The sequence below is a fragment of the Roseivivax halodurans JCM 10272 genome (assembly GCF_000521785.1).
Classification (GTDB): Bacteria; Pseudomonadota; Alphaproteobacteria; order Rhodobacterales; family Rhodobacteraceae; genus Roseivivax; species Roseivivax halodurans.
On sequence record NZ_JALZ01000010.1, the window covers coordinates 68,979 to 89,626 of the forward strand.

The 20,648-nt window shown below is 68.5% G+C and carries 19 protein-coding genes and 1 pseudogene; 16 read left to right on the forward strand and 4 right to left on the reverse strand.

Going from position 1 to position 20,648, the window contains the following annotated elements; genetic code table 11:
• Positions 1-111: 111 nt before the first annotated feature.
• Complete coding sequence (gene moaA, locus OCH239_RS11155) at positions 112-1,119, reverse strand: GTP 3',8-cyclase MoaA (RefSeq protein ID WP_037262443.1); 1,008 nt, start codon at positions 1,117-1,119, stop codon at positions 112-114.
• A gap of 76 nt (positions 1,120-1,195) precedes the next feature.
• On the opposite strand from moaA, the gene OCH239_RS11160 reads away from it, so the two are divergent.
• Positions 1,196-1,687: a hypothetical protein gene (locus OCH239_RS11160; protein ID WP_037262445.1), complete on the forward strand. Its 492-nt coding sequence runs from the start codon at positions 1,196-1,198 to the stop codon at positions 1,685-1,687.
• Positions 1,688-1,694: 7 nt separating this feature from the next.
• Here the strand turns inward: OCH239_RS11160 and glmS are convergent, their stop codons facing one another.
• Positions 1,695-3,509 (reverse strand): glutamine--fructose-6-phosphate transaminase (isomerizing), encoded by a 1,815-nt coding sequence (gene glmS, locus OCH239_RS11165; protein ID WP_037262446.1) that lies wholly within the window; start codon positions 3,507-3,509, stop codon positions 1,695-1,697.
• Between the two features lie 2 nt (positions 3,510-3,511).
• Positions 3,512-4,864 carry a bifunctional UDP-N-acetylglucosamine diphosphorylase/glucosamine-1-phosphate N-acetyltransferase GlmU gene (gene glmU, locus OCH239_RS11170; protein ID WP_037262448.1) on the reverse strand — a complete coding sequence of 451 codons (1,353 nt, stop codon included), beginning with the start codon at positions 4,862-4,864 and terminating at the stop codon, positions 3,512-3,514.
• A 125-nt stretch (positions 4,865-4,989) separates the two neighbouring features.
• Here glmU and OCH239_RS11175 point away from each other — a divergent pair, with 125 nt between their 5' ends.
• Together OCH239_RS11175 and OCH239_RS11180 are read left to right on the forward strand one after the other, a co-directional pair.
• Positions 4,990-5,652 (forward strand): HAD-IA family hydrolase, encoded by a 663-nt coding sequence (locus OCH239_RS11175; RefSeq protein WP_037262450.1) that lies wholly within the window; start codon positions 4,990-4,992, stop codon positions 5,650-5,652.
• Entirely contained in the window at positions 5,652-6,845 is a 1,194-nt protein-coding gene (locus tag OCH239_RS11180) for a DegT/DnrJ/EryC1/StrS family aminotransferase (protein ID WP_037262452.1), read from the forward strand. Before OCH239_RS11175 ends, OCH239_RS11180 begins: the two co-directional genes overlap by 1 nt.
• A gap of 53 nt (positions 6,846-6,898) precedes the next feature.
• Here the strand turns inward: OCH239_RS11180 and OCH239_RS11185 are convergent, their stop codons facing one another.
• Positions 6,899-7,366, reverse strand: coding sequence for a pyridoxamine 5'-phosphate oxidase family protein (locus OCH239_RS11185; protein WP_037262454.1), 468 nt, complete (start codon positions 7,364-7,366; stop codon positions 6,899-6,901).
• 139 nt (positions 7,367-7,505) lie between these two features.
• Between OCH239_RS11185 and OCH239_RS11190 the strand changes: the two genes are divergently transcribed.
• The 13 genes and pseudogenes from OCH239_RS11190 to OCH239_RS11250 all read left to right on the forward strand — a co-directional run bounded on the left by OCH239_RS11190 (position 7,506) and on the right by OCH239_RS11250 (position 20,620).
• Positions 7,506-8,669 (forward strand): acyl-CoA dehydrogenase family protein, encoded by a 1,164-nt coding sequence (locus tag OCH239_RS11190; protein WP_037262456.1) that lies wholly within the window; start codon positions 7,506-7,508, stop codon positions 8,667-8,669.
• An 88-nt stretch (positions 8,670-8,757) separates the two neighbouring features.
• On the forward strand, positions 8,758-9,225 hold the full coding sequence (locus tag OCH239_RS11195) for a lysozyme inhibitor LprI family protein (RefSeq protein ID WP_037262459.1): 468 nt from the start codon (positions 8,758-8,760) through the stop codon (positions 9,223-9,225).
• Positions 9,226-9,262: 37 nt separating this feature from the next.
• Complete coding sequence (locus OCH239_RS11200; protein ID WP_037262461.1) at positions 9,263-9,589, forward strand: hypothetical protein; 327 nt, start codon at positions 9,263-9,265, stop codon at positions 9,587-9,589.
• Between the two features lie 7 nt (positions 9,590-9,596).
• Positions 9,597-11,153 (forward strand): AMP-binding protein, encoded by a 1,557-nt coding sequence (locus OCH239_RS11205; protein WP_244430341.1) that lies wholly within the window; start codon positions 9,597-9,599, stop codon positions 11,151-11,153.
• Positions 11,150-12,754 (forward strand): carboxyl transferase domain-containing protein, encoded by a 1,605-nt coding sequence (locus OCH239_RS11210; protein WP_037262470.1) that lies wholly within the window; start codon positions 11,150-11,152, stop codon positions 12,752-12,754. Before OCH239_RS11205 ends, OCH239_RS11210 begins: the two co-directional genes overlap by 4 nt.
• 72 nt (positions 12,755-12,826) lie before the next feature.
• Positions 12,827-14,770, forward strand: a complete 1,944-nt coding sequence (locus OCH239_RS11215) for an acetyl/propionyl/methylcrotonyl-CoA carboxylase subunit alpha (protein ID WP_037262473.1) — start codon at positions 12,827-12,829, stop codon at positions 14,768-14,770.
• Positions 14,767-15,427: pseudogene (locus OCH239_RS11220) on the forward strand (glutathione S-transferase family protein). The gene OCH239_RS11215 and the pseudogene OCH239_RS11220 overlap by 4 nt, the downstream one beginning before the upstream one ends.
• Positions 15,428-15,508: 81 nt before the next feature.
• Positions 15,509-16,357, forward strand: a complete 849-nt coding sequence (locus OCH239_RS11225) for a hydroxymethylglutaryl-CoA lyase (protein WP_037262476.1) — start codon at positions 15,509-15,511, stop codon at positions 16,355-16,357.
• Positions 16,358-16,424: 67 nt separating this feature from the next.
• The gene (locus OCH239_RS11230) at positions 16,425-17,219 is read left to right on the forward strand and encodes a crotonase/enoyl-CoA hydratase family protein (RefSeq protein WP_037262479.1); all 795 of its coding nucleotides are present in this window, start codon (positions 16,425-16,427) and stop codon (positions 17,217-17,219) included.
• Between the two features lie 584 nt (positions 17,220-17,803).
• Positions 17,804-18,169, forward strand: coding sequence for an NADH-quinone oxidoreductase subunit A (locus OCH239_RS11235; RefSeq protein WP_037262480.1), 366 nt, complete (start codon positions 17,804-17,806; stop codon positions 18,167-18,169).
• Positions 18,169-18,693 (forward strand): NuoB/complex I 20 kDa subunit family protein, encoded by a 525-nt coding sequence (locus tag OCH239_RS11240; protein WP_037262662.1) that lies wholly within the window; start codon positions 18,169-18,171, stop codon positions 18,691-18,693. Before OCH239_RS11235 ends, OCH239_RS11240 begins: the two co-directional genes overlap by 1 nt.
• A gap of 10 nt (positions 18,694-18,703) precedes the next feature.
• A complete protein-coding gene (locus tag OCH239_RS11245) occupies positions 18,704-19,318 on the forward strand; it encodes an NADH-quinone oxidoreductase subunit C (RefSeq protein ID WP_037262482.1) in 615 nt (204 codons plus the stop codon).
• Positions 19,319-19,399: 81 nt separating this feature from the next.
• Positions 19,400-20,620 carry an NADH-quinone oxidoreductase subunit D gene (locus OCH239_RS11250; protein ID WP_037262665.1) on the forward strand — a complete coding sequence of 407 codons (1,221 nt, stop codon included), beginning with the start codon at positions 19,400-19,402 and terminating at the stop codon, positions 20,618-20,620.
• The last annotated feature ends 28 nt before the right edge of the window (positions 20,621-20,648 follow it).

Below are 20,648 nucleotides of genomic sequence, written 5' to 3' on the forward strand. Positions count from 1 at the left end.
CCTGCCTTCGGCGAGGATATTTGGGTCAAGAAGAAGCAAATGCGCTTGCCTTCTTCTTGACCCAAATATCCCGGGGAGTGTGAGGGTCTGGCCCCTCACGATCGGTCGCTCTCAGCCGCCGGTATGGCTCATGTGGCGCGAGACGCGGCCGTCGACGCTCTGGCGCGAATAGTCGAAATCGTGGCCCTTGGGCTTGCGCGCGATCGCGGCGCGGATGGCGTCCTCGAGCGGGCCGTCGTCGCGCGGGTGGTTGCGCAGCGGCGCGCGGAGGTCGGCGTTGTCCTCCTGTCCGAGGCACATGAAGAGCTCGCCCGTGCAGGTGAGGCGCACTCGGTTGCAGCTTTCGCAGAAATTGTGGGTGAGCGGCGTGATGAAGCCGATCTTCTGCCCCGTCTCCTCGAGCCGGACGTACCGCGCCGGACCGCCGGTGCGCTCGGGCAGATCGGTGAGCGTGTAGTGCTCCCCGAGGCGCGCCCGCAGGTCGTCGAGCTTCCAGTACTGGCCGATCCGGTCCTCGTTGCCGATATCGCCCATCGGCATGACCTCGATCCAGGTGAGATCGATGTCGCGCGATGCGCACCATTCGGTGATCGAGAAAAGCTCGTCCTCGTTGAAGCCCTTGAGCGCGACCGCGTTGATCTTGACCCGAAGCCCCGCGGCCTGGGCGGCGTCGATCCCGCGCAGCACCTGCGGCAGGCGGCCCCAGCGGGTGACGTCGGCGAACTTCTTCTCGTTGAGCGTGTCGAGCGAGACGTTCACCCGGCGCACCCCGGCGGCATAGAGATCATCGGCGAAGCGCGACAGCTGCGAGCCATTGGTGGTGAGCGTCAGTTCCTTCAACGCGCCTGCGTCGAGATGGCGGGTCATCGACCGGAAGAAGGTCATGATGTCCCGGCGCACGAGCGGCTCGCCGCCGGTGATTCGCAGCTTCTCGACCCCGAGGCGGACGAAGCTCGAGCACATGCGGTCGAGTTCCTCGAGCGTCAGCAGTTCCTTCTTGGGCAGGAACGTCATGTTTTCGGACATGCAATAGACACAGCGGAAGTCGCAGCGGTCGGTGACCGAGACCCGCAGGTAGTTGATCGGGCGGGCGAAGGGGTCGATGAGCGGCGTATCCATGTGTCAAAGCTAGTAATTCCCGACCATCTCGGCAAGGATCGCGGGCAAGACGACTGTCACGACAAAGGTACCACCCATGCAACTTCGCTCCGCCCTCCTTCTCGGCACCGCCATTTCGCTCGGCGCCTGCACGCAGATGCCCGCGCCCTCCGACACCCGGGGCGCCGACGCGCCGGTCCCTTCCGCGCAGCCCGCGCCGCAACAGCCGATCGAAGAGCGGTTTCCTGACGCCAACGCCAACTCGGTCGATGATTTCGACCTGACGACGGAGGCGGAGCGGCAGGAAGCGGCGGCGCCCGCGCCGATCGGCGGCGAGACGAGCCTCGGCACGACGGTGGCATCGCTCGGCGATCCCGCGTCGCAGGGCTTCTGGCTCGAGACGCCACTGGTCGATGCCGAAACCGAGGGGCGGGTGGTCTATCCCGAGACCGGCGAGTCGGCGAGCGTGACGCTCCGCCCGATCCCGGGAGAGCCCGGCGCCGGCAGCCGCATCTCGCTGGCGGCGATGCGCCTCATCGAGGCGCCGCTCACCGACCTGCCGACGCTGGAAGTCTACGCGGGGGGCTGACGCCCCCTCACTCCACGGTCACGGACTTGGCGAGGTTTCTCGGCTGGTCCACGTCCGTGCCCTTCGCGATCGCCGCGTGATAGGCGAGCAGCTGCGCGGGAAGGGCGTAGAGGAGCGGCGTGAGGCGGGGGGAGACCTCGGGCAGGATCACGGTCCGCCAGACGTCTTCGCCCGCGGCCTCGGCCCCGGTGGCATCGGTTATCAGCAGCACCTGCCCGCCGCGGGCCATGACCTCCTGCATGTTCGACACGGTCTTGTCGAAGAGGTGGTCGTTCGGCGCCATGACGACCACCGGCACCGCCTTGTCGATCAGCGCGATGGGGCCGTGCTTGAGCTCGCCCGACGCATAGGCTTCGGCGTGGATGTAGCTGATTTCCTTGAGCTTCAGTGCGCCCTCGTGGGCGAGGGGATACATAAGGCCCCGGCCGAGGAAGAGCACGTCGCGTGCCTCGGCCATGGCGCGGGCGGCCTCGGCCACGCTGGCATCGCGGTCGAGCGCCGCGTTGAAGACGCCCGGCAGGGCGCGGAGTTCCGCGAGGGCCGTCGCCAACTCTTCGGACGTCATCCGGCCGCGATCCGACGCTGCTTTCAGCGCCAGCAGGTAGAGGACGTTGAGCTGACAGGTGAAGGCCTTGGTCGAGGCGACGCCGATCTCGACCCCGGCATGGATCGGCAGGGCGATGTCCGATTCCCGCGCGATGGAGCTTTCGGCGACGTTCACCACCGACAGGATGCGGTCCGCCTTTCCCCGGCAGTAACGCAGGGCGGCGAGCGTATCAGCCGTCTCGCCCGACTGGCTGACGAAGAGCGCGGTCGAGCGGTCCGGAATCGGGGGCTCGCGGTAGCGGAACTCCGAGGCGACGTCTGTCTCGACCGGGAGGCCCGCGATGGTCTCGAACCAGTATTTCGCGGTCAGGCAGGCGAAATACGCGGTGCCGCAGGCGACCATCGTGACCCGATCGGTCTCGGAGAAATCCAGCCCCTCGGGCAGCACGATGTCGTCGCCGTCGAGATAGGCCGAGAGCGCGTCGGCAAGGACCGTCGGCTGTTCCCAGATCTCCTTGGCCATGAAGTGCTTGTAGCCGGACTTGTCGACGCGCGCGGCGTCGATCGAGACGGTCTTTGCGGGGCGATCGACCGAATGGCCGTCCGCGTCGCGGATCTCGATGCTGGTGCGGGTCAGGATCGCCCGGTCGCCTTCCTCGAGATACGTGATCGTGTCGGTAAGGGGGGCGAGCGCGATGGCGTCCGAGCCGACGTAGACCTCGCCGTCGCCGTGTCCGATGGCGAGTGGGCTGCCCTTGCGGGCGGCGACCATCAAGTTGTCCTCGCCGTCGAAGAGGAAGACCAGCGCAAAGGCGCCTTCGAGTCGCGAAAGCGTCTTCAGGGCGGCCTCGGCTGGCGCGAAGCCCTCGGCCAGGTAGTACTGGGTCAGTAGCGCCACGGTCTCGGTGTCGGTCTGGGTCTCGAACTCCGCGCCCATGCCGCGAAGCTCCTCGCGCAGGGCCTTGTAGTTCTCGATGATCCCGTTGTGGACGACCGCGACGGGCCCGGCCTTGTGGGGGTGGGCGTTGACCTCGGTCGGTGCGCCGTGCGTCGCCCAGCGGGTGTGCCCGATCCCGGCCTTGCCCGCGAGCGGCTGGTGCACGAGGAGGTCAGAGAGGTTCGCGAGCTTGCCGACCGCGCGGCGGCGGTCGAGATGGCCCTCGTTCACCGTGGCGATCCCCGCGCTGTCGTAACCGCGATATTCCAGCCGGCGCAGCGCCTCGACCAGGGTCGGGGCCACTTCGTGGGTGCCGAGCACCCCAACAATTCCGCACATGATCAGTCGCCTTTGGTCTGGTTGGCCTTGCGGGCCTTGAGCATCTCGAAGAGCTTCGCGCCGCGGCCCTCCTTGGTGATCTGGGCCGCCCTGCCCAAGGCAAGCGCACCGTCGGGCACGTCCTCGGTGATGACGGACCCGCTTCCCGTGAGCGCGCCCGCGCCGATCTTCACCGGGGCGACCAGCATCGTGTTCGACCCGATGAAGGCGCCGTCACCGATTTCCGTCCGGTGCTTGAAGACGCCGTCGTAATTGCAGGTGATGGTGCCTGCGCCGATATTGACCCCTTCGCCGATCTCGGCATCGCCGATATAGCTCAGGTGGTTGGCCTTCACGCCCGCCGAGAGGTGCGCGTTCTTGACCTCGACGAAGTTGCCGACGTGGACATCCTCCGACAGCTCCGCCCCGGGCCGGAGGCGCGCATAGGGTCCGACCACGCCGCCGGTGCTGACGTGGCAGCCCTCGAGATGGCTGAAGGCGCGGATGCGGGCGCCGCTCTCGACGGTGACGCCGGGGCCGAAGACGACATGCGGCTCGATCTCGGTGTCGCGGCCGAGGACCGTGTCGAAGCTCAGGAACACCGTCTCGGGCGCCTGCAGCGTCACGCCGTCCGCCATCAGCTGCGCGCGGGCGCGGATCTGGAACGCGGCCTCGGCGCGGGCGAGCTCGGGGCGCGAGTTGATGCCCTGCGTTTCGGCCTCGTCGCAGGCCACGGCCGTGGCCGAAAGCCCCTGGCTTGCCCCGAGCGCCACGACGTCTGGCAGGTAGTACTCGCCGCTCGCGTTTTCGTTGCCGACCTCTCCGATCAGTCGGAAGAGCGTCCGCGCGTCTGCCGCCAGAACGCCGGAATTGCAGAGAGTTATGGCGCGTTCTTCCTCGGTCGCGTCCTTGTATTCGACGATGCGGGCAAGACTGTCGCCCTCCATCACGAGCCGTCCGTAACGCGCGGGATCCGCCGCCTCGAACCCGAGCACGACGATGTCGTGCCGCGCGCGGGCGCGGGCCATCTCCTCGAGCGTGTCGTGGCTGATGAAGGGCGTGTCGCCGTAGAGCACGATGACGTCGCCGTCGAAGTCCTCGAGCACATCCCTTGCCTGCGCGACCGCATGAGCCGTGCCGAGCTGCTCGGACTGGATCACGACCTCGGCGTCGGGGTCGTAGTCCTGCGCGGCCTTGGTGACCGCGTCGGCGCCGTGGCCGGCGACCACCACGACGCGCTCGGGCGAGAGGGAGGCCCCCGTCGCCAGCGCGTGCAGCAGCATCGGCGCGCCGCCGATCTTGTGGAGGACCTTGGGCCGGTCCGACTCCATGCGGGTGCCTTTGCCGGCGGCCAGAACGACCAGGGCGATGCTCATGCGATATCTCTTTGTGTTTCCTGCGCCGCCGTTTTAACCACGTGGCATCTCAGGACAAGCGGGCGCGCCATCACTTAGGGTTTCCGACGCTGTCATGTTGCATGAAACGGGCGGGGGAGGCGGCGATGCGCTGCGTGATCTTCGATCTCGACGGCACGCTGGCCGATACCAGCGGTGACCTGATCGCGGCGGCCAACCATTGTCTGGCCGAGATGGGAAGCGACGTGCGGCTCGATCCCGACGAGGATGCCGCGACCGCCTTCCGCGGCGGGCGCGCGATGCTGCGCCTCGGGCTCGAGCGCATGGGCGAGCCGGACGAGGACGCGGTCGATCGCTGGTATCCCGAGCTTCTCGAGGCCTACGGCGCGGCGATCGACGTGCACACGACGCTCTATCCCGGCGCGGTGGCGGCGGTCGAGACGCTGCGCAGCGCCGGCACCCAGGTCGCGATCTGCACGAACAAGCCCGAGGGGCTGGCCGAGACGCTGACCGCGCGGCTTGGGATCCGGGACCTCTTCGGGGCCCTCATCGGAGCCGACACCCTGCCGGAGCGCAAACCCGACCCCGCGCCCTACCGTATCGCGGTGGAGCGCGTCGGCGGCGCCATGGACCGGTCGCTCATCGTCGGGGATACCGAGACCGACCGCGCGACGGCCCGCGCCGTCTCGCGTCCCTGCATCCTCGTCGGCTTCGGCCCTGAAGGCCGCGACGTCTCTCGCCACGAGCCCGAGGCGATCATCGGCCATTACGACGAGCTTGGCGCGACGGTCGACCGCCTGATCACCTGATGACCGAGCGCTTCGAGGGCAGCTTCACCCAGCAGGAGCCGATCCCCGAGGACGGCATCGAGGCCGCGGTCGCGGTGATGCGCCACGGGCGCCTGCACCGCTACAACCTTTCCGAGGGCGAGCTGGGCGAAACCGCGCTGCTGGAGCAGGATTTCGCGGCGATGACCGGCGCGCGCTACTGTCTTGCCGTCGCCTCGGGGGGCTACGCGCTCGCCTGCGCTCTGCGCGCCGTGGGCGTCGCTCCGGACGACAGGGTCCTGACCAACGCCTTCACCCTAGCGCCTGTGCCGGGCGCGATCGCCTCGCTCGGGGCGGAGCCGGTCTTCGTCGGCGTGACCGAGGATCTGGTGATAGACCTCGATGATCTCGCGGAGAAGGCCGCCGCGGCGGACGTGCTGATGCTCAGCCACATGCGCGGGCATATCTGCGACATGGACCGGCTCATGGCGATCTGCCGCGAGGCGGGTGTGACGGTGATCGAGGATTGCGCCCACACCATGGGCGCCCGCTGGCGCGGCGTTCCCTCGGGGCGGCACGGGCTGGTGGGGTGCTATTCGACACAGACCTACAAGCACGCCAATTCGGGCGAGGGCGGGCTTCTGGTCACCGACGACGAGGAGATCGCCGCCCGGTCGATCCTGCTCTCGGGCTCCTACATGCTCTACGAGCGCCACGCGGCTGCACCGCCTGCCGCGGCCTTCGATCGGCTGCGCTGGCACGTCCCGAACGTGTCGGGGCGGATGGACAACCTTCGTGCGGCGATCCTGCGCCCGCAGCTGTCGAGGCTTTCGGACCGGTCCGAACGCTGGGCCGAGCTTTACCGTGCCATGGAGGCGGGCCTCTGGGGTGTGCCGGGCCTCACCCTCGTCCAGCGCCCCGAGGCGGAGGATTTCGTCGGCTCGTCCTTCCAGTTCCTGCTGCTCGATTGGCCCGAGCCGACCGTCGCGGAGGTGGTCGCGCGCTGCGCCGCGCGCGGCGTCGAGCTGAAATGGTTCGGCCCCGAGGAGCCGGCGGGCTTCACCTCGCGCTACGGCGCATGGCGCTACGCGCCGAGCGTTCCGATGCCGCGGACCGACCGCGTGCTCGCAGGACTGCTCGACATGCGCCTGCCGCTCACCTTCGACGTCGAGGATTGCAGGCTCATCTCCCGCATCATCGCCGAAGAGGTCAGGGGCGTCCGCCCAGCGGTATGAAAAAAGGCGCGGCCCCGCGGGACCGCGCCTTCGATACGTCGATCAAGCCTCGATCAGAACGCGACGCGTCCGTGTTCGCCGCCCTCGGCGGTCTGCTTGGTGAAGTTGGCCTTCGCCACTTCCCACAGGAATGCGACGGAATTCTCGGTCGCCCAGACCTCGGCCGAATGGGGGGTGAACTTCACCAGCTCCACGGCCTCGTCGTCCTTGCCGTCCTCGAACCACGCGCCGGCGAAGGCGTTCCAGATCTCGTCGAGCTTCTCGTCCGAGCCGTGATCGAGCTTGCCCTCGATGACCGCGTAGAGGCCCGCCTTGGTGTCGGCGACGTCGAAGCGCGCCTCGCCGCCCGATTGCGATGCGCGGTCGGCGGCCGAGCCCTTCGCGGTGATGAACCAGATCGCCTTGTTCTCGCGGTCGACCTGCGGTGCCATCGGGATCGGGCGCTCGCTGTCGGCCGAGAGAAGCCCCGCGGTGACCTTGTCCATGCGGTTCCAGAAGGTCTCTTTCAGATCGCTTGCCATGACTGGCTATCCTTTTCTGTCCGATTTGCTGTCGGTGTCTGACCGGCGAACGCCGCCCTCTTACGCGTGGTTCCGGTTGCAGCGGGTGACGCCGGGGGATAGCCCTAAAAGCGGGAGAGCATTGCTAGGGGAGGAGCACGTGTTCGACGCCACCATGACATTCGACCTCGGCGAGGACGTCGGTGCCCTGCGCGAGATGGTGCATCGCTGGTCGCAGGACCGGCTGAAGCCCATGGCCGCCGAGATCGACGCCTCGAACGCCTTTCCGAACGAGCTCTGGCGCGAGATGGGAGAGCTTGGCCTTCTCGGCATCACGGTCGGCGAGGAATACGGCGGCTCCGGCATGGGATATCTCGCCCATGTCGTCGCGGTCGAGGAGGTGGCGCGCGCCTCGGCTAGCGTGTCGCTCTCCTACGGGGCGCATTCCAACCTCTGCGTGAACCAGATCAAGCTCAACGGCTCGGACGAGCAGCGCAAGAAGTACCTCCCCGGCCTCGTCTCGGGAGAGAACGTCGGCGCGCTCGCGATGTCCGAGGCGGGCGCCGGCTCCGACGTCGTGTCGATGTCCCTCGCGGCCGAAAAGCGCAACGATCACTTCCGCCTGACCGGAACCAAGTACTGGATCACAAACGGCCCCGACGCCGACACGCTGGTGGTCTACGCCAAGACCGACAAGGAGGCGGGCTCGAAGGGGATCACCGCCTTCCTCATCGAGAAGACGATGACCGGTTTTTCGACCTCGCCGCATTTCGACAAGCTCGGCATGCGCGGCTCGAACACGGCCGAGTTGATCTTCGAGGATGTCGAGGTCCCGTTCGAGAACATCCTCGGCGAGGAGGGGCGTGGCGTGAAGGTCCTGATGTCCGGCCTCGATTACGAGAGAGTCGTGCTCGCCGGCATCGGTCTCGGCATCATGGCCGCCTGCATGGACGAGGTCATGCCCTACCTTGCCGAACGAAAGCAGTTCGGAAAGCCGATCGGGTCCTTCCAGCTCATGCAGGGCAAGATCGCGGACATGTACACCGCGATGAACTCTGCGCGCGCCTATGTCTACGAGGTCGCCAAGGCCTGCGATGCGGGCCGCGTGACCCGGCAGGACGCCGCCGCCTGCTGCCTCTACGCCTCCGAGCAGGCGATGGTGCAGGCGCATCAGGCGGTGCAGGCGATGGGCGGTGCCGGGTTCATGAACGACGCCCCCGTCGCGCGGCTCTTCCGCGACGCCAAGCTGATGGAGATCGGCGCGGGCACGTCCGAGATCCGGCGCATGCTCGTCGGGCGCGAGCTGATGGCGGCGATGAGCTGAAAGATGGCTGCGCGCTTCGGATTGGTGCAGCACTCTGGTAGGGTTCCGGCATTGCCTGCCCCGAAATCCTTTCCGGAGACCTTTTCCTATGCGCCTTGCCCTCGGCCTTGCCGCTCTCCTGTGCCTGACCGTCCTGCCCATGCCGAGTGTGGCGCAGGAGGCCCGGGGCGTCGCCGCGATCGAGGATTGCGTGGAGAACCGCTCCCGCGGCGGGACGCAGGAGAGCGTGATCGGCGGCTGCGTCGGGATCGTGGACGGCTCCTGCCGGGGCGGCACGACGCTCGAGATCTCCGACTGCATCATGGCCGAATACCGCGCGTGGGATTCGCTCCTCAACCGGTGGTGGGAGCCGATGAAATCCGCCGCGCAGGCGAACGGCAGCTGGGACGGTCTCCTGAATGCGCAGCGCGCCTGGATCGCGGAGAAGGAAGTCGCGTGCCAGCGCGCCTACGACAGCGCGGGCGGGGGCTCCATCCGCGTGATCTACGGCGCCGAGTGCCAGCGCGACATGACGGCCGCAAAGGCGGTGGAATTCTTCTACGCGCTTTACCGGTGATCGGTGCCGCCTCCGGACCGGTCCGGAGGCGCGTCTGATGCGGCGCACGGTGTTCTTCCTGCCTGTCGCGGGGCTCGTGGCGATCGCCGCGATCCTCGGCTGGCGGCAGGGCTGGATCCACGCCAACGTGACCGAGACGCAGGCCATCGCCGCTTTCGCGGAGCGCTATCTCGCCGACCGCGCGGGGGACGGCACCGGGGCCACGGCCCGTGCCGCCGAATGCCGCGGCGTTCCGGGCGCGGGGCAGGGCGCATGGCTCGTCGTCGTCTGCGGACCCGAGCCCCACGATGCCGCACGTCATTACACCTATTACGTCGACCGCGCCGGCAAGCTCATCCGAAGGGTGGGACCGGACGATGCCTGAGGCTCGCATGCTGCGAAAACGCCCCTATCCAGAGCTCTACGCCCGTTTCCGCTGGGATCTGCCCGACCAGCTCAACATGGCCGAGCAGGTCTGCGACGGCTGGGCCGCGACCGAGCCCGACCGGCTCGCCATTCTCGACCTCACCGGCGGCGCGCGCCGCGGCTGGACCTATGGCGAGCTCTGGAAGCTCTCGCGCCGGGTCGAGGCGGCGCTGATCGAGAAGGGCATCGAGCGCGGCGACCGCGTCGGCGTGCTGCTGTCGCAATCGCCGCTCACGGCGGCGGCGCATATCGCGGCCTGGCGGCTCGGCGCGATCTCGGTGCCGCTCTTCAAACTCTTCCGCCGCGAGGCGCTGGAGAGCCGAATCGACGATTCGGGCCTCGGAGTGGTGGTGTCCGATGACGAGGGCCGCGAGGCGCTGCGGGGCATGGGCCTCGCCGTCCTGACCGAACGCGACCTGAAGCAGGGCGCGCCGTCCTCCGCGGGGGTCGAGACCGGACCGGACGATGCGGCTGTGCTCATCTACACCTCCGGCACGACCGGCACGCCGAAGGGCGCGCTGCATGGCCACCGCGTGCTGACCGGCCACCTGCCGGGCGTCGAGCTGAGCCACGATTTCCTCGGGGCCCGCGGCGACGTACTCTGGACGCCGGCCGACTGGGCCTGGATCGGCGGCCTCTTCGACGTGCTGATGCCCGGGCTCGCGCTCGGCGTTCCGGTGGTCGCCGCGCGCCTGCCGAAGTTCACGCCCGAGGACTGTGCTCGCATCTGCGCGGAAGGCGCGGTGCGCAACGTCTTCTTCCCGCCGACGGTGCTGCGGATGCTGAAGGCGTCGGACGCGCGGATCGACGGGCTGCGCTCGGTTGCGAGCGGAGGCGAGCCGCTCGGCGCCGAGATGCTGGCCTGGGGCCGCGAGAACCTCGGCGTCACGATCAACGAATTCTACGGCCAGACCGAGTGCAACATGGTCGCCTCCTCCTGCGCCGCGCTTTTCGAGCCCGTGCCGGGGGCCATCGGCCGGGCCGCGCCGGGCCACCGCGTCGCCGTGCTCGACGAGGCGGGCGAGCCGACGGACGGCGAGGGCGACGTCGCGATCAAGCGCGGCTCGGCCTCGATGATGCTCGAATACTGGCGCAAGCCACGCGAGACGGCGGCGAAATTCAGAGGCCGCTGGATGCTGACCGGCGACCGCGGCGTGCTCGACGGCGACGTGTTGCGCTTCGTCGGGCGCGAGGACGACGTGATCACCTCGTCGGGCTACCGCATCGGCCCCTCCGAGATCGAGGATTGCCTCATGACCCACGACGCGGTCGCCAACGTGGGCGTCGTCGGCAAGCCCGACCCGATGCGCACCGAGATCGTGAAGGCCTACGTGGTGCTGCGGGACGGTCTGGACCGGTCCGACGAGCTGGCCGAGGACCTCAAGGCGTGGGTCAAGGAGCGGCTCGCGAGCTATTCCTATCCGCGCGAGATCGCCTTTCTGGACAAGCTGCCGATGACGGTGACGGGAAAGGTGATCCGCAAGGAGCTGAAGGCGCGGGCGACAAGGGAGAGCGAGACGTGAAACTGAAATCCCAGGCGATCCCGTCCTCGGACGAGTTCCGCGCGAACCGGGACGCGCATCTGGACGCGCTGAAGGTGGTGCGGGAGGCGGCCGAGATCGCCGCGGCGGGGGGCGGCGAGCGGGCGCGCAAGCGGCATCTCGAGCGCGGCAAGATGCTTCCGCGCGAGCGGGTGGCGAACCTTCTCGATCCGGGCTCGCCCTTCCTCGAGGTTGGCGCGCTCGCAGCTCACGGCATGTATGACGGTGCGGCCCCGGCGGCGGGCGCCATCGCCGGGATAGGGCGGGTGCACGGCCAGGAGGTCATGGTGGTCTGCAACGACGCCACCGTGAAGGGCGGCACCTATTACCCGATGACCGTCAAGAAGCACCTGCGCGCGCAGGAGATCGCGGAGGAAAACAATCTGCCGTGCATCTACCTCGTCGACAGCGGGGGCGCGAACCTGCCGAACCAGGATGAGGTCTTTCCCGACCGCGACCATTTCGGGCGGATCTTCTACAATCAGGCGCGGATGAGCGCCAAGAACATCCCGCAGATCGCCGTGGTCATGGGGTCGTGCACCGCGGGCGGCGCCTACGTGCCCGCGATGTCGGATATCACCATCATCGTGAAGAAACAGGGCACGATCTTCCTCGCCGGGCCGCCGCTGGTGAAGGCGGCGACGGGCGAGGTGGTCACCGCGGAGGATCTCGGCGGCGGCGACGTGCACACGCGGCTCTCGGGCGTTGCGGATTACCTGGCCGAGGACGACGCGCATGCGCTGGCGCTGGCGCGCCGCGCGGTCGAGAGCCTGAACCGAACGCGTCCTGCGACCGTCGACTGGCAGAGCCCCGAGCCCCCGGCTTACGACCCCGAGGAGATCCTCGGCGTCGTGCCGGCCGATCTGCGCACGCCCTACGACATCACCGAGGTGATCGCGCGGCTGGTGGACGGCTCGCGCTTCGATGCGTTCAAGCCACGCTTCGGCGAGACGCTGGTCTGCGGCTTCGCCCACGTTCATGGCTGCCCGGTCGGGATCGTGGCGAACAACGGCGTGCTCTTCTCCGAGGCGGCGCAGAAGGGCGCTCATTTCGTCGAGCTCTGCTCGCAGCGGGGCATCCCGCTTGTCTTCCTGCAGAACATCACCGGCTTCATGGTCGGGCGGAAATACGAGAACGAGGGCATCGCGCGCCACGGCGCCAAGATGGTGACCGCGGTGGCGACGACGAGCGTGCCGAAGGTCACGATGCTGGTCGGCGGCTCCTTCGGCGCGGGCAATTACGGCATGGCGGGGCGGGCCTACCAGCCCCGCTTTCTCTGGACCTGGCCCAACAGCCGCATCTCGGTGATGGGCGGGGAGCAGGCGGCAGGCGTGCTGGCGACGGTCAGGCGCGCGGCGATGGAGAAGGCTGGCGAGGAATGGTCCGAGGACGACGAGGCCGAGTTCAAACGTCCTACGGTGGAGATGTTCGAGCGTCAGTCGCATCCGCTCTTTGCCTCGGCCCGGCTCTGGGATGACGGCGTGATCGACCCGCGGAAAAGCCGCGAGGTTCTCGCGCTGTCGCTGTCGGCGGCGCTCAACGCCCCGATCGAGGAGACGCGGTTCGGCGTCTTCCGTATGTGACGGAGCGGGTGCCCGGCCGACGGGACGAATTTTGGATATTTTGATCAAGAAGAAGATGGGACGGAGCGCGCGATGTTCGGCAAGATCCTGATCGCCAACCGGGGCGAGATCGCGGTGCGGGTGATCCGCTCGGCACGGTCGATGGGCGTCGCGACCGTGGCGGTCCACTCCGATGTGGACGCGGGCGCGATGCATGTCGCCGAGGCCGACGAGGCGGTGATGATCGGCGGCGCGGCCCCGGGCGAGAGCTACCTGCGCGGCGACCGGATCATCGCGGCGGCGAAGGAGACCGGCGCCGAGGCGATCCACCCGGGCTACGGCTTCCTGTCGGAGAACCCCGATTTCGTCGAGGCGGTCGAAGCGGCGGGCCTCGTCTTCATCGGCCCGCCCGCATCGGCCATCCGCAAGATGGGCCTCAAGGACGAGGCCAAGCGTCTGATGGAGGGGGCCGGGGTGCCGGTCGTTCCGGGCTACATGGGGGCCGAGCAGGCGCCCGATCGGCTCGCCACGGAAGCGGAGCGGATCGGCTACCCGGTGCTGATCAAGGCCGTCGCGGGCGGCGGCGGCAAGGGCATGCGGCTCGTCGAGCGGGCGGAGGATTTCGCCGCCGCGCTCGAGAGTGCGCAGGGCGAGGCGAAGGGCGCCTTCGGCAACGCCCATGTGCTGATCGAGAAGTTCGTCTCGACCCCGAGGCATATCGAGGTGCAGGTCTTCGGCGACGGCACCCGCGCAGTGCATCTCTTCGAGCGGGACTGCTCGCTGCAGCGGCGGCACCAGAAGGTGATCGAGGAAGCGCCCGCCCCGGGCATGACCGAGGAGATGCGGCAGGCGATGGGCGAGGCGGCGGTGCGCGCCGCGGAGGCGATCGGCTATTCCGGCGCGGGCACGGTCGAGTTCATCGTCGATGCGAGCGAGGGGCTGCGCGCGGACCGGTTCTATTTCATGGAGATGAACACGCGCCTTCAGGTCGAGCACCCGGTGACGGAGCTGGTGACCGGCGTCGATCTCGTGGCGTGGCAGCTGCGGGTCGCCGCCGGAGAGGCGCTGCCGATGCGGCAGGAGGATCTGGCGCTCGGCGGCCACGCCTTCGAGGCGCGCCTCTATGCCGAGGACGTGCCCGCGGGCTTCCTGCCGGCGACGGGGCGGCTGTCGGAGCTCGCCTTCCCGGACGGCGTGCGGGCCGATACCGGCGTGCGGGCCGGCGACGCGATCAGCCCCCATTACGATCCGATGATCGCCAAGCTGATCGTGCACGGCGATACGCGGGCCGTCGCCCTGCGCAAGCTCGCCCGCGCGCTTTCCGAGACGCGAGTGGCCGGAACCGTGACCAACCTCGCCTTCCTCGGGGCGCTGGCGACGCATGAGGGTTTCGCGCGCGGAGAGGTCGATACGGGGCTCATCGCGCGGGATCTGGAGGCCCTGACGGCCGCCCCCGAGGCCGGTCCCGCCGTGGTGGCCGAGGCGGCGCTCGCGGCCGCCGGGCTCGACCGGCGTGCGGACGATTTCGCGGGCTTCGCGCTCTGGCAGCCGCTGACCCAGACCGTGCGGCTGATGCGGGAGGGCGAGGAGATCGCCTGCCGCCTCTCGGTGCAGTCGCCGTCGGAGATCGAGATCGGCGTCGGCGAGTCGACTGTCACCGCCGCGCGGACGGGCGGCCACTGGCGGTTCGACGGGCGGCCGGCGCATGGGGTTCATGTCGACGGCGCGCGGATCACCGTCTTTGCCCATCACGGGCTCGCCTTCAATCATGTCGATCCGCTGGAGCAGGCGCAGGTCGCGACCGGCGAGAACGTGATCGAGGCGCCGATGCCGGGGCGCGTCTCGCGGGTGTCGGTCAGTGCCGGCCAGAGCGTCCGCGCCGGCGACCGGCTCGCCCTGCTCGAGGCGATGAAGATGGAGCACGCCCTGACCGCCTGGCGCGACGGGACCGTCGCGGAGGTGCTCGTCTCCGAAGGGGACCAGGTCGAGGCGGGCGCGGCTCTGGTGCGGCTCGAACCCGAAGAGGAGGCGGCATGATCCGCCTCCACCACGCGCCCCAGACCCGGTCGATGCGGACGCTATGGCTGCTCCACGAGCTCGGGCTCGAGTTCGAGGTGGTGGTGCATCCCTTCGACAAGTCCCTGCGCGCGCCGGACTACCTCGCGCTCTCGCCCGCGGGGCGGGTGCCGGCGCTCGAGATGGACGGCGAGACCCTCTTCGAGACCGGCGCGATCGCCGAGATCCTCTGCGAGCGGTTCCCCGAGGCGGGGCTCGGACGAGCGTCTGGGGATTCGGAGCGGTCGCAATGGCTGATCTGGCTGCACTTCGCCGAGACGATGAGCCAGCATTCCGCCGCGCTCACGCAGCAGCACGTGATGCTCTACGAGGATTCGATGCGCAGCCAGCCCGGTGGTGATGAAGCTCGAGGCGGCGCGTCTCGGCAAATGCTACGCCGCTGTCGAGGCGCGTCTCTCCGGGCGCGACCATCTGCTGGAGGGCGGGTTCTCTGCGGCGGACGTCGCGGTCGGGCAGGCGGTCTACATGAGCCGGCACTTCGCGCCTCTGGCCCCGTTCCCGGCGATGTCGGCGTGGTATGCGCGGATCACGGCGCGCGACGCGTTCCGCAAGGCTTTGCCGACGGAGGGCGAGGCGCGACTCTACACGCGGGACTTCTACCCGGCGTGGGAGGGCTGAACGGACGGGACCGGGGCTCCGCCCCGGACCCCGGAGTATTTCCGCCAAGAAGAAGGGCCGGGCGCCGGCCAGGGAGGCGATATGGACAAGGTCGAGATCTTCGAGGTTGGCCCGCGCGACGGGTTACAGAACGAGGCGCGCGAGATCCCGGTCGCGGAGAAGATCGCGCTGGTCGATTGCCTGAGCCGGGCGGGGTTCTCGCGGATCGAGGTCGCGTCCTTCGTGAGCCCGAAATGGGTGCCGCAGATGGCCTCCTCGAGCGAGGTCCTGGCGCGGATCGCGCGGGCGCCGGGTGTCTCCTACGCCGCGCTCACGCCGAACATGAAGGGGTTCGAGGCCGCGATGGAGGCGGGCGCCGACGAGGTGGCGATCTTCGCCTCGGCCTCGGAGGGATTTTCCAAGGCCAATCTCAACGCCACGATCGCCGAGAGCCTCGCGCGTTTCGCGCCGGTCGCTGAGGCGGCCCGGACCCGCGGCGTGAAGGTGCGGGGCTACGTCTCATGCGTGGTCGAATGCCCCTATGACGGTCCCGTGCCGCCTGAAGAGACCGCGCGCGTCGTGGCGGCACTGCGGGACATGGGCGTCTACGAGGTGAGCCTCGGCGACACGATCGGGCAGGGCACGCCCGACGCTGTCGACACGATGCTTGCGTCCGTGCTGGATGAGATGCCGGCGGAGCGGCTCGCGGGGCACTACCACGACACGTCGGGGCGGGCGCTCGAGAATGTCGAGGTCTCGCTTGCCCGCGGCCTGCGCGTCTTCGACGCCGCGATCGGCGGGCTCGGCGGCTGTCCCTACGCGCCCGGCGCCAAGGGCAACGTCGCGACGCGCAAGGTCGCCGATTTCGTCGAGGGGCTCGGATATGCGACGGGGCTCGACCGGGCAGTGCTCGACGCGGCGGCGGAGGTGGCGCGGGCGATGCGCGGATGAGCATGCGGCTGCGTCATGTGAGAAACGCCGGCGCGGCGGGGCCGCGCCCAGAGGAAGGATATCTGACATGACACATGAGTTCATCCGGCTCGGGACCGATCCCCGCGGCGTCGCGACGCTGACCCTGGCGCGGTCCGAGAAGCACAACGCGCTTTCGGCGGAGATGATGACCGAGCTTCAGCAGGCGGCCGAGCGTCTCGCCGCCGACGACACAGTGCGCGTGGTCGTCCTCGCCGCGGACGGGCCGACCTTCTGTGCGGGCGGCGATCTGCGCTGGATGAAGGCGCAGCGCGAGATGGATGCCGCGACCCGCAAGACGGAAAGCGCGCGCATCGCCCATGTGCTCGGCGCGCTTGCTTCCCTGCCGCAGCCGCTGATTGGGCGCATTCAAGGCAACGCCTTCGGTGGCGGCGTCGGCCTCGCCTCGGTCTGCGATGTGGCGATCGGGGTCGAGGGGCTGAAGATGGGCTTCACCGAGACTCGGCTCGGGCTGATCCCGGCCAATATCGGCCCCTACGTGGTTGCGCGGATGGGCGCGGCGCGGGCCAGGCAGGTCTTCATGTCGGCGCGGATCTTCGAGGCGGAGGAGGCTCTGCGGCTCGATCTTCTCACGCGCGTGGTGCCCCTGGGCGCGCTCGATGAGGCGGTCGAGGCGGAGGTCGCGCCCTATCTCGCCTGCGCGCCCGGCGCGGTCGCGGACGCCAAGCGGCTGCTGAACGATCTCGCGGGGCGCGTGACCGAGGCGCAGGTCGAGCACGCCGTCGAGGCGCTTGCGCGGCGATGGGAGACCGAAGAGGCGGCCGAAGGTCTGTCGGCCTTTTTCGACAAGCGGCCCGCCTCGTGGGCCGGGGGCTCGGCCTGACCTCGGACCCTATCCGTTCGGATAGGATCACATCCATCGGGCGCGGCGGTCTATACGCGCGCCCGGATGTGTTAGGGGGCATATCGCCTATATCTCTGGTTGCAGAGGCGCTGTGGCGCCGCCCGTGAACGGGGCGGGGCTGCAGCGCTGGAAACGGGCTCCGGACCTGGCCTTTCGGCCGGGTTTCGGAGATCGGGACAACCCCGGGGGACGCACCCATCCCCCCAATTGCCCCCGGGGTTGCTTTCCGCCTCTGCTCTCACAGGACCGCATAGTTTTCCGATACGGCGACGGGTGCCTGTTTGCTCCGTCGGAAACGTCAGCTCGAAGCATCGAAGATGGCAGAGCAACGCGGGTCCAAAGGCACAGGCGTCACCGAGCGTCTTCGCTATGCCGCGTGTTTGCCCGTTCCGAGGGTCTTTTCGCGTCACGTCTGCGTGCACCCGTCCCGATGCGACCATCCGGCGCGGAGGTTCGGTTGACCCCGCAATGCCCGGGGGATAGATGACCAAGCAGTCGATTTCGCCACTAGATGCCGCCACGCCCTGTCAGGGCGCGCGCCGCGGCAGAGGGAGCCCGGTTCCGTGGAAGAGCTGCTTCGGGAATATCTTCCCATCCTCGTGTTTCTGGCCGTAGCCATCGGGCTCGGCCTCGTCCTCGTCCTCGCTGCCGTGGTCCTCGCCGTCCGCCGTCCGGACCCCGAGAAGGTTTCGGCCTACGAATGCGGGTTCAACGCCTTCGACGATGCGCGCATGAAGTTCGACGTGAGGTTCTACCTCGTGTCGATCCTGTTCATCATCTTCGATCTCGAGATTGCGTTCCTGTTCCCCTGGGCCGTCGGCTTTGCCGGGCTCTCGGACGTGGCGTTCTGGTCGATGATGGTGTTCCTCGGCGTGCTGACGATCGGCTTTGCCTACGAATGGAAGAAGGGGGCGCTCGAATGGGAGTGATGACCGGAGCCAACACGGCCGGTCCCGACCGCGAGGTCGCGACCCAGAACCTCAACCGCGAGCTCTCCGACAAGGGCTTCCTGCTGACCTCGACCGAGGACATCATCAACTGGGCGCGCACCGGCTCGCTGCACTGGATGACCTTCGGGCTGGCCTGCTGCGCGGTCGAGATGATGCACACCTCGATGCCCCGCTACGATGCCGAGCGGTTCGGCGTCGCCCCGCGTGCGAGCCCGCGCCAGTCCGACCTGATGATCGTCGCGGGCACGCTGACCAATAAGATGGCGCCCGCGCTGCGCAAGGTCTACGACCAGATGCCAGAGCCGCGTTACGTGATCTCGATGGGCTCCTGCGCCAATGGCGGCGGCTACTACCATTACAGCTACTCGGTGGTGCGCGGCTGTGACCGGGTGGTGCCGGTGGATGTCTACGTGCCGGGCTGCCCGCCGACTGCCGAGGCGCTGCTCTACGGTATTCTCGCGCTCCAGCGGAAGATCCGCCGGACCGGCACGCTGACGCGCTGAAGGAGGGACGATGAGCACCGATCTGACCGAGCTGGGCGAATTCATCGCCGCCAAGCGTCCCGAATGCGTCGTCCGCTTTGCCGTGGTCGAGGACGAGCTGACCGTCGAGGTGGCGCCGTCGAACATCCGCGGCCTCGTCGAGTTCCTCAAGACCGAGCCGACCTGCAAGTTCTCGACGCTGATCGACATCACGGCGGTGGACTATCCGCAGCGTCCCAAGCGCTTCGACGTGATCTACCACTTCCTGTCGATGTACCAGAACCACCGCATCCGCCTGCGCCTTTCGGTGCGCGAGGAGGATATCGTGCCGTCGATCACCGCGGTGCACCCCTCGGCCAACTGGTTCGAGCGCGAGGTCTTCGACATGTTCGGCCTGCTCTTCTCGGGCCATCCCGAGCTGCGCCGCATCCTCACCGATTACGGCTTCCGCGGCCATCCGCTGCGCAAGGACTTCCCCACCACCGGCTACACCGAGGTGCGCTACGACGAGGCGCTCAAGCGCGTCGTCTACGAGCCGGTGAGCCTCGTGCAGGAATACCGCCAGTTCGACTTCATGAGCCCCTGGGAGGGCGCGGAATACGTGCTGCCGGGCGACGAGAAGACCGAAGAGGGCGCGAAGAAGTGAGCCTGATCGGCCATATTGCCCGGGCGCCCCTCGGCGGGCCTGGCGCCCTTTTCTCCAACGCATGTGGAGGCTGACGACATGATGGACGGCTCCAACCAGTTCGGCGACGCCGAGACCGGCGAACAGAAGATCCGCAACTTCAACATCAACTTCGGCCCGCAGCACCCCGCGGCGCACGGGGTGCTGCGTCTCGTCCTCGAGCTCGACGGCGAGATCGTCGAGCGCTGCGATCCGCATATCGGCCTGCTGCACCGCGGCACCGAGAAGCTGATGGAGAGCCGGACCTACCTGCAGAACCTGCCGTATTTCGACCGGCTCGACTACGTCGCTCCGATGAACCAGGAACATGCCTGGTGCCTCGCGATCGAGAAGCTGACCAAGACGCCGGTGCCGCGCCGCGCCTCCTTGATCCGGGTGCTCTATTCCGAGATCGGGCGCGTGCTGAACCACCTGCTGAACGTGACCACGCAGGCCATGGACGTCGGCGCGCTGACGCCGCCGCTCTGGGGCTTCGAGGAGCGCGAGAAGCTCATGATCTTCTACGAGCGGGCCTGCGGCGCGCGTCTGCACTCGGCCTATTTCCGGCCGGGCGGCGTGCACCAGGACCTGCCGCCCGAGCTGCTCGACGACATCGACGCATGGGCCGATGCGTTCCCGAGCGTGCTCGAGGACATCGACGGGCTCCTGACAGAAAATCGCATCTTCAAGCAGCGCAACGCCGATATCGGCGTGGTGACCGAGCAGGACATCCAGGACTGGGGCTTCTCGGGCGTCATGGTCCGCGGCTCGGGCCTCGCCTGGGACCTGCGGCGCGCCCAGCCCTACGAGTGCTATGACGAGTTCGACTTCCAGATCCCGGTCGGCAAGAACGGCGACTGCTACGACCGCTATCTCGTCCGGATGGAAGAGATGCGCCAGTCGACGCATATCATCAAGCAGGCGATCGCGAAGCTGAAGGATCCGGCGAACCAGGGCGACGTGCTTGCCCGCGGGAAGGTCACGCCTCCGACCCGCGGCGACATGAAGACCTCGATGGAAGCGCTGATCCACCACTTCAAGCTCTACACCGAGGGCTTCCACGTCCCCGAGGGCGAGGTCTACTGTGCGGTCGAGGCCCCGAAGGGCGAGTTCGGCGTCTTCCTCGTCTCGGACGGCACCAACAAGCCCTATCGCGCCAAGCTGCGCGCGCCGGGTTTCCTGCATCTGCAGGCCATGGACCACGTCTCGCGCGGGCACCAGCTGGCGGATGTCGCGGCCATCATCGGCACGCTCGACATCGTCTTCGGCGAGGTGGACCGGTAACGCTTCGGCACGGGTCCGGTCCCGCCGG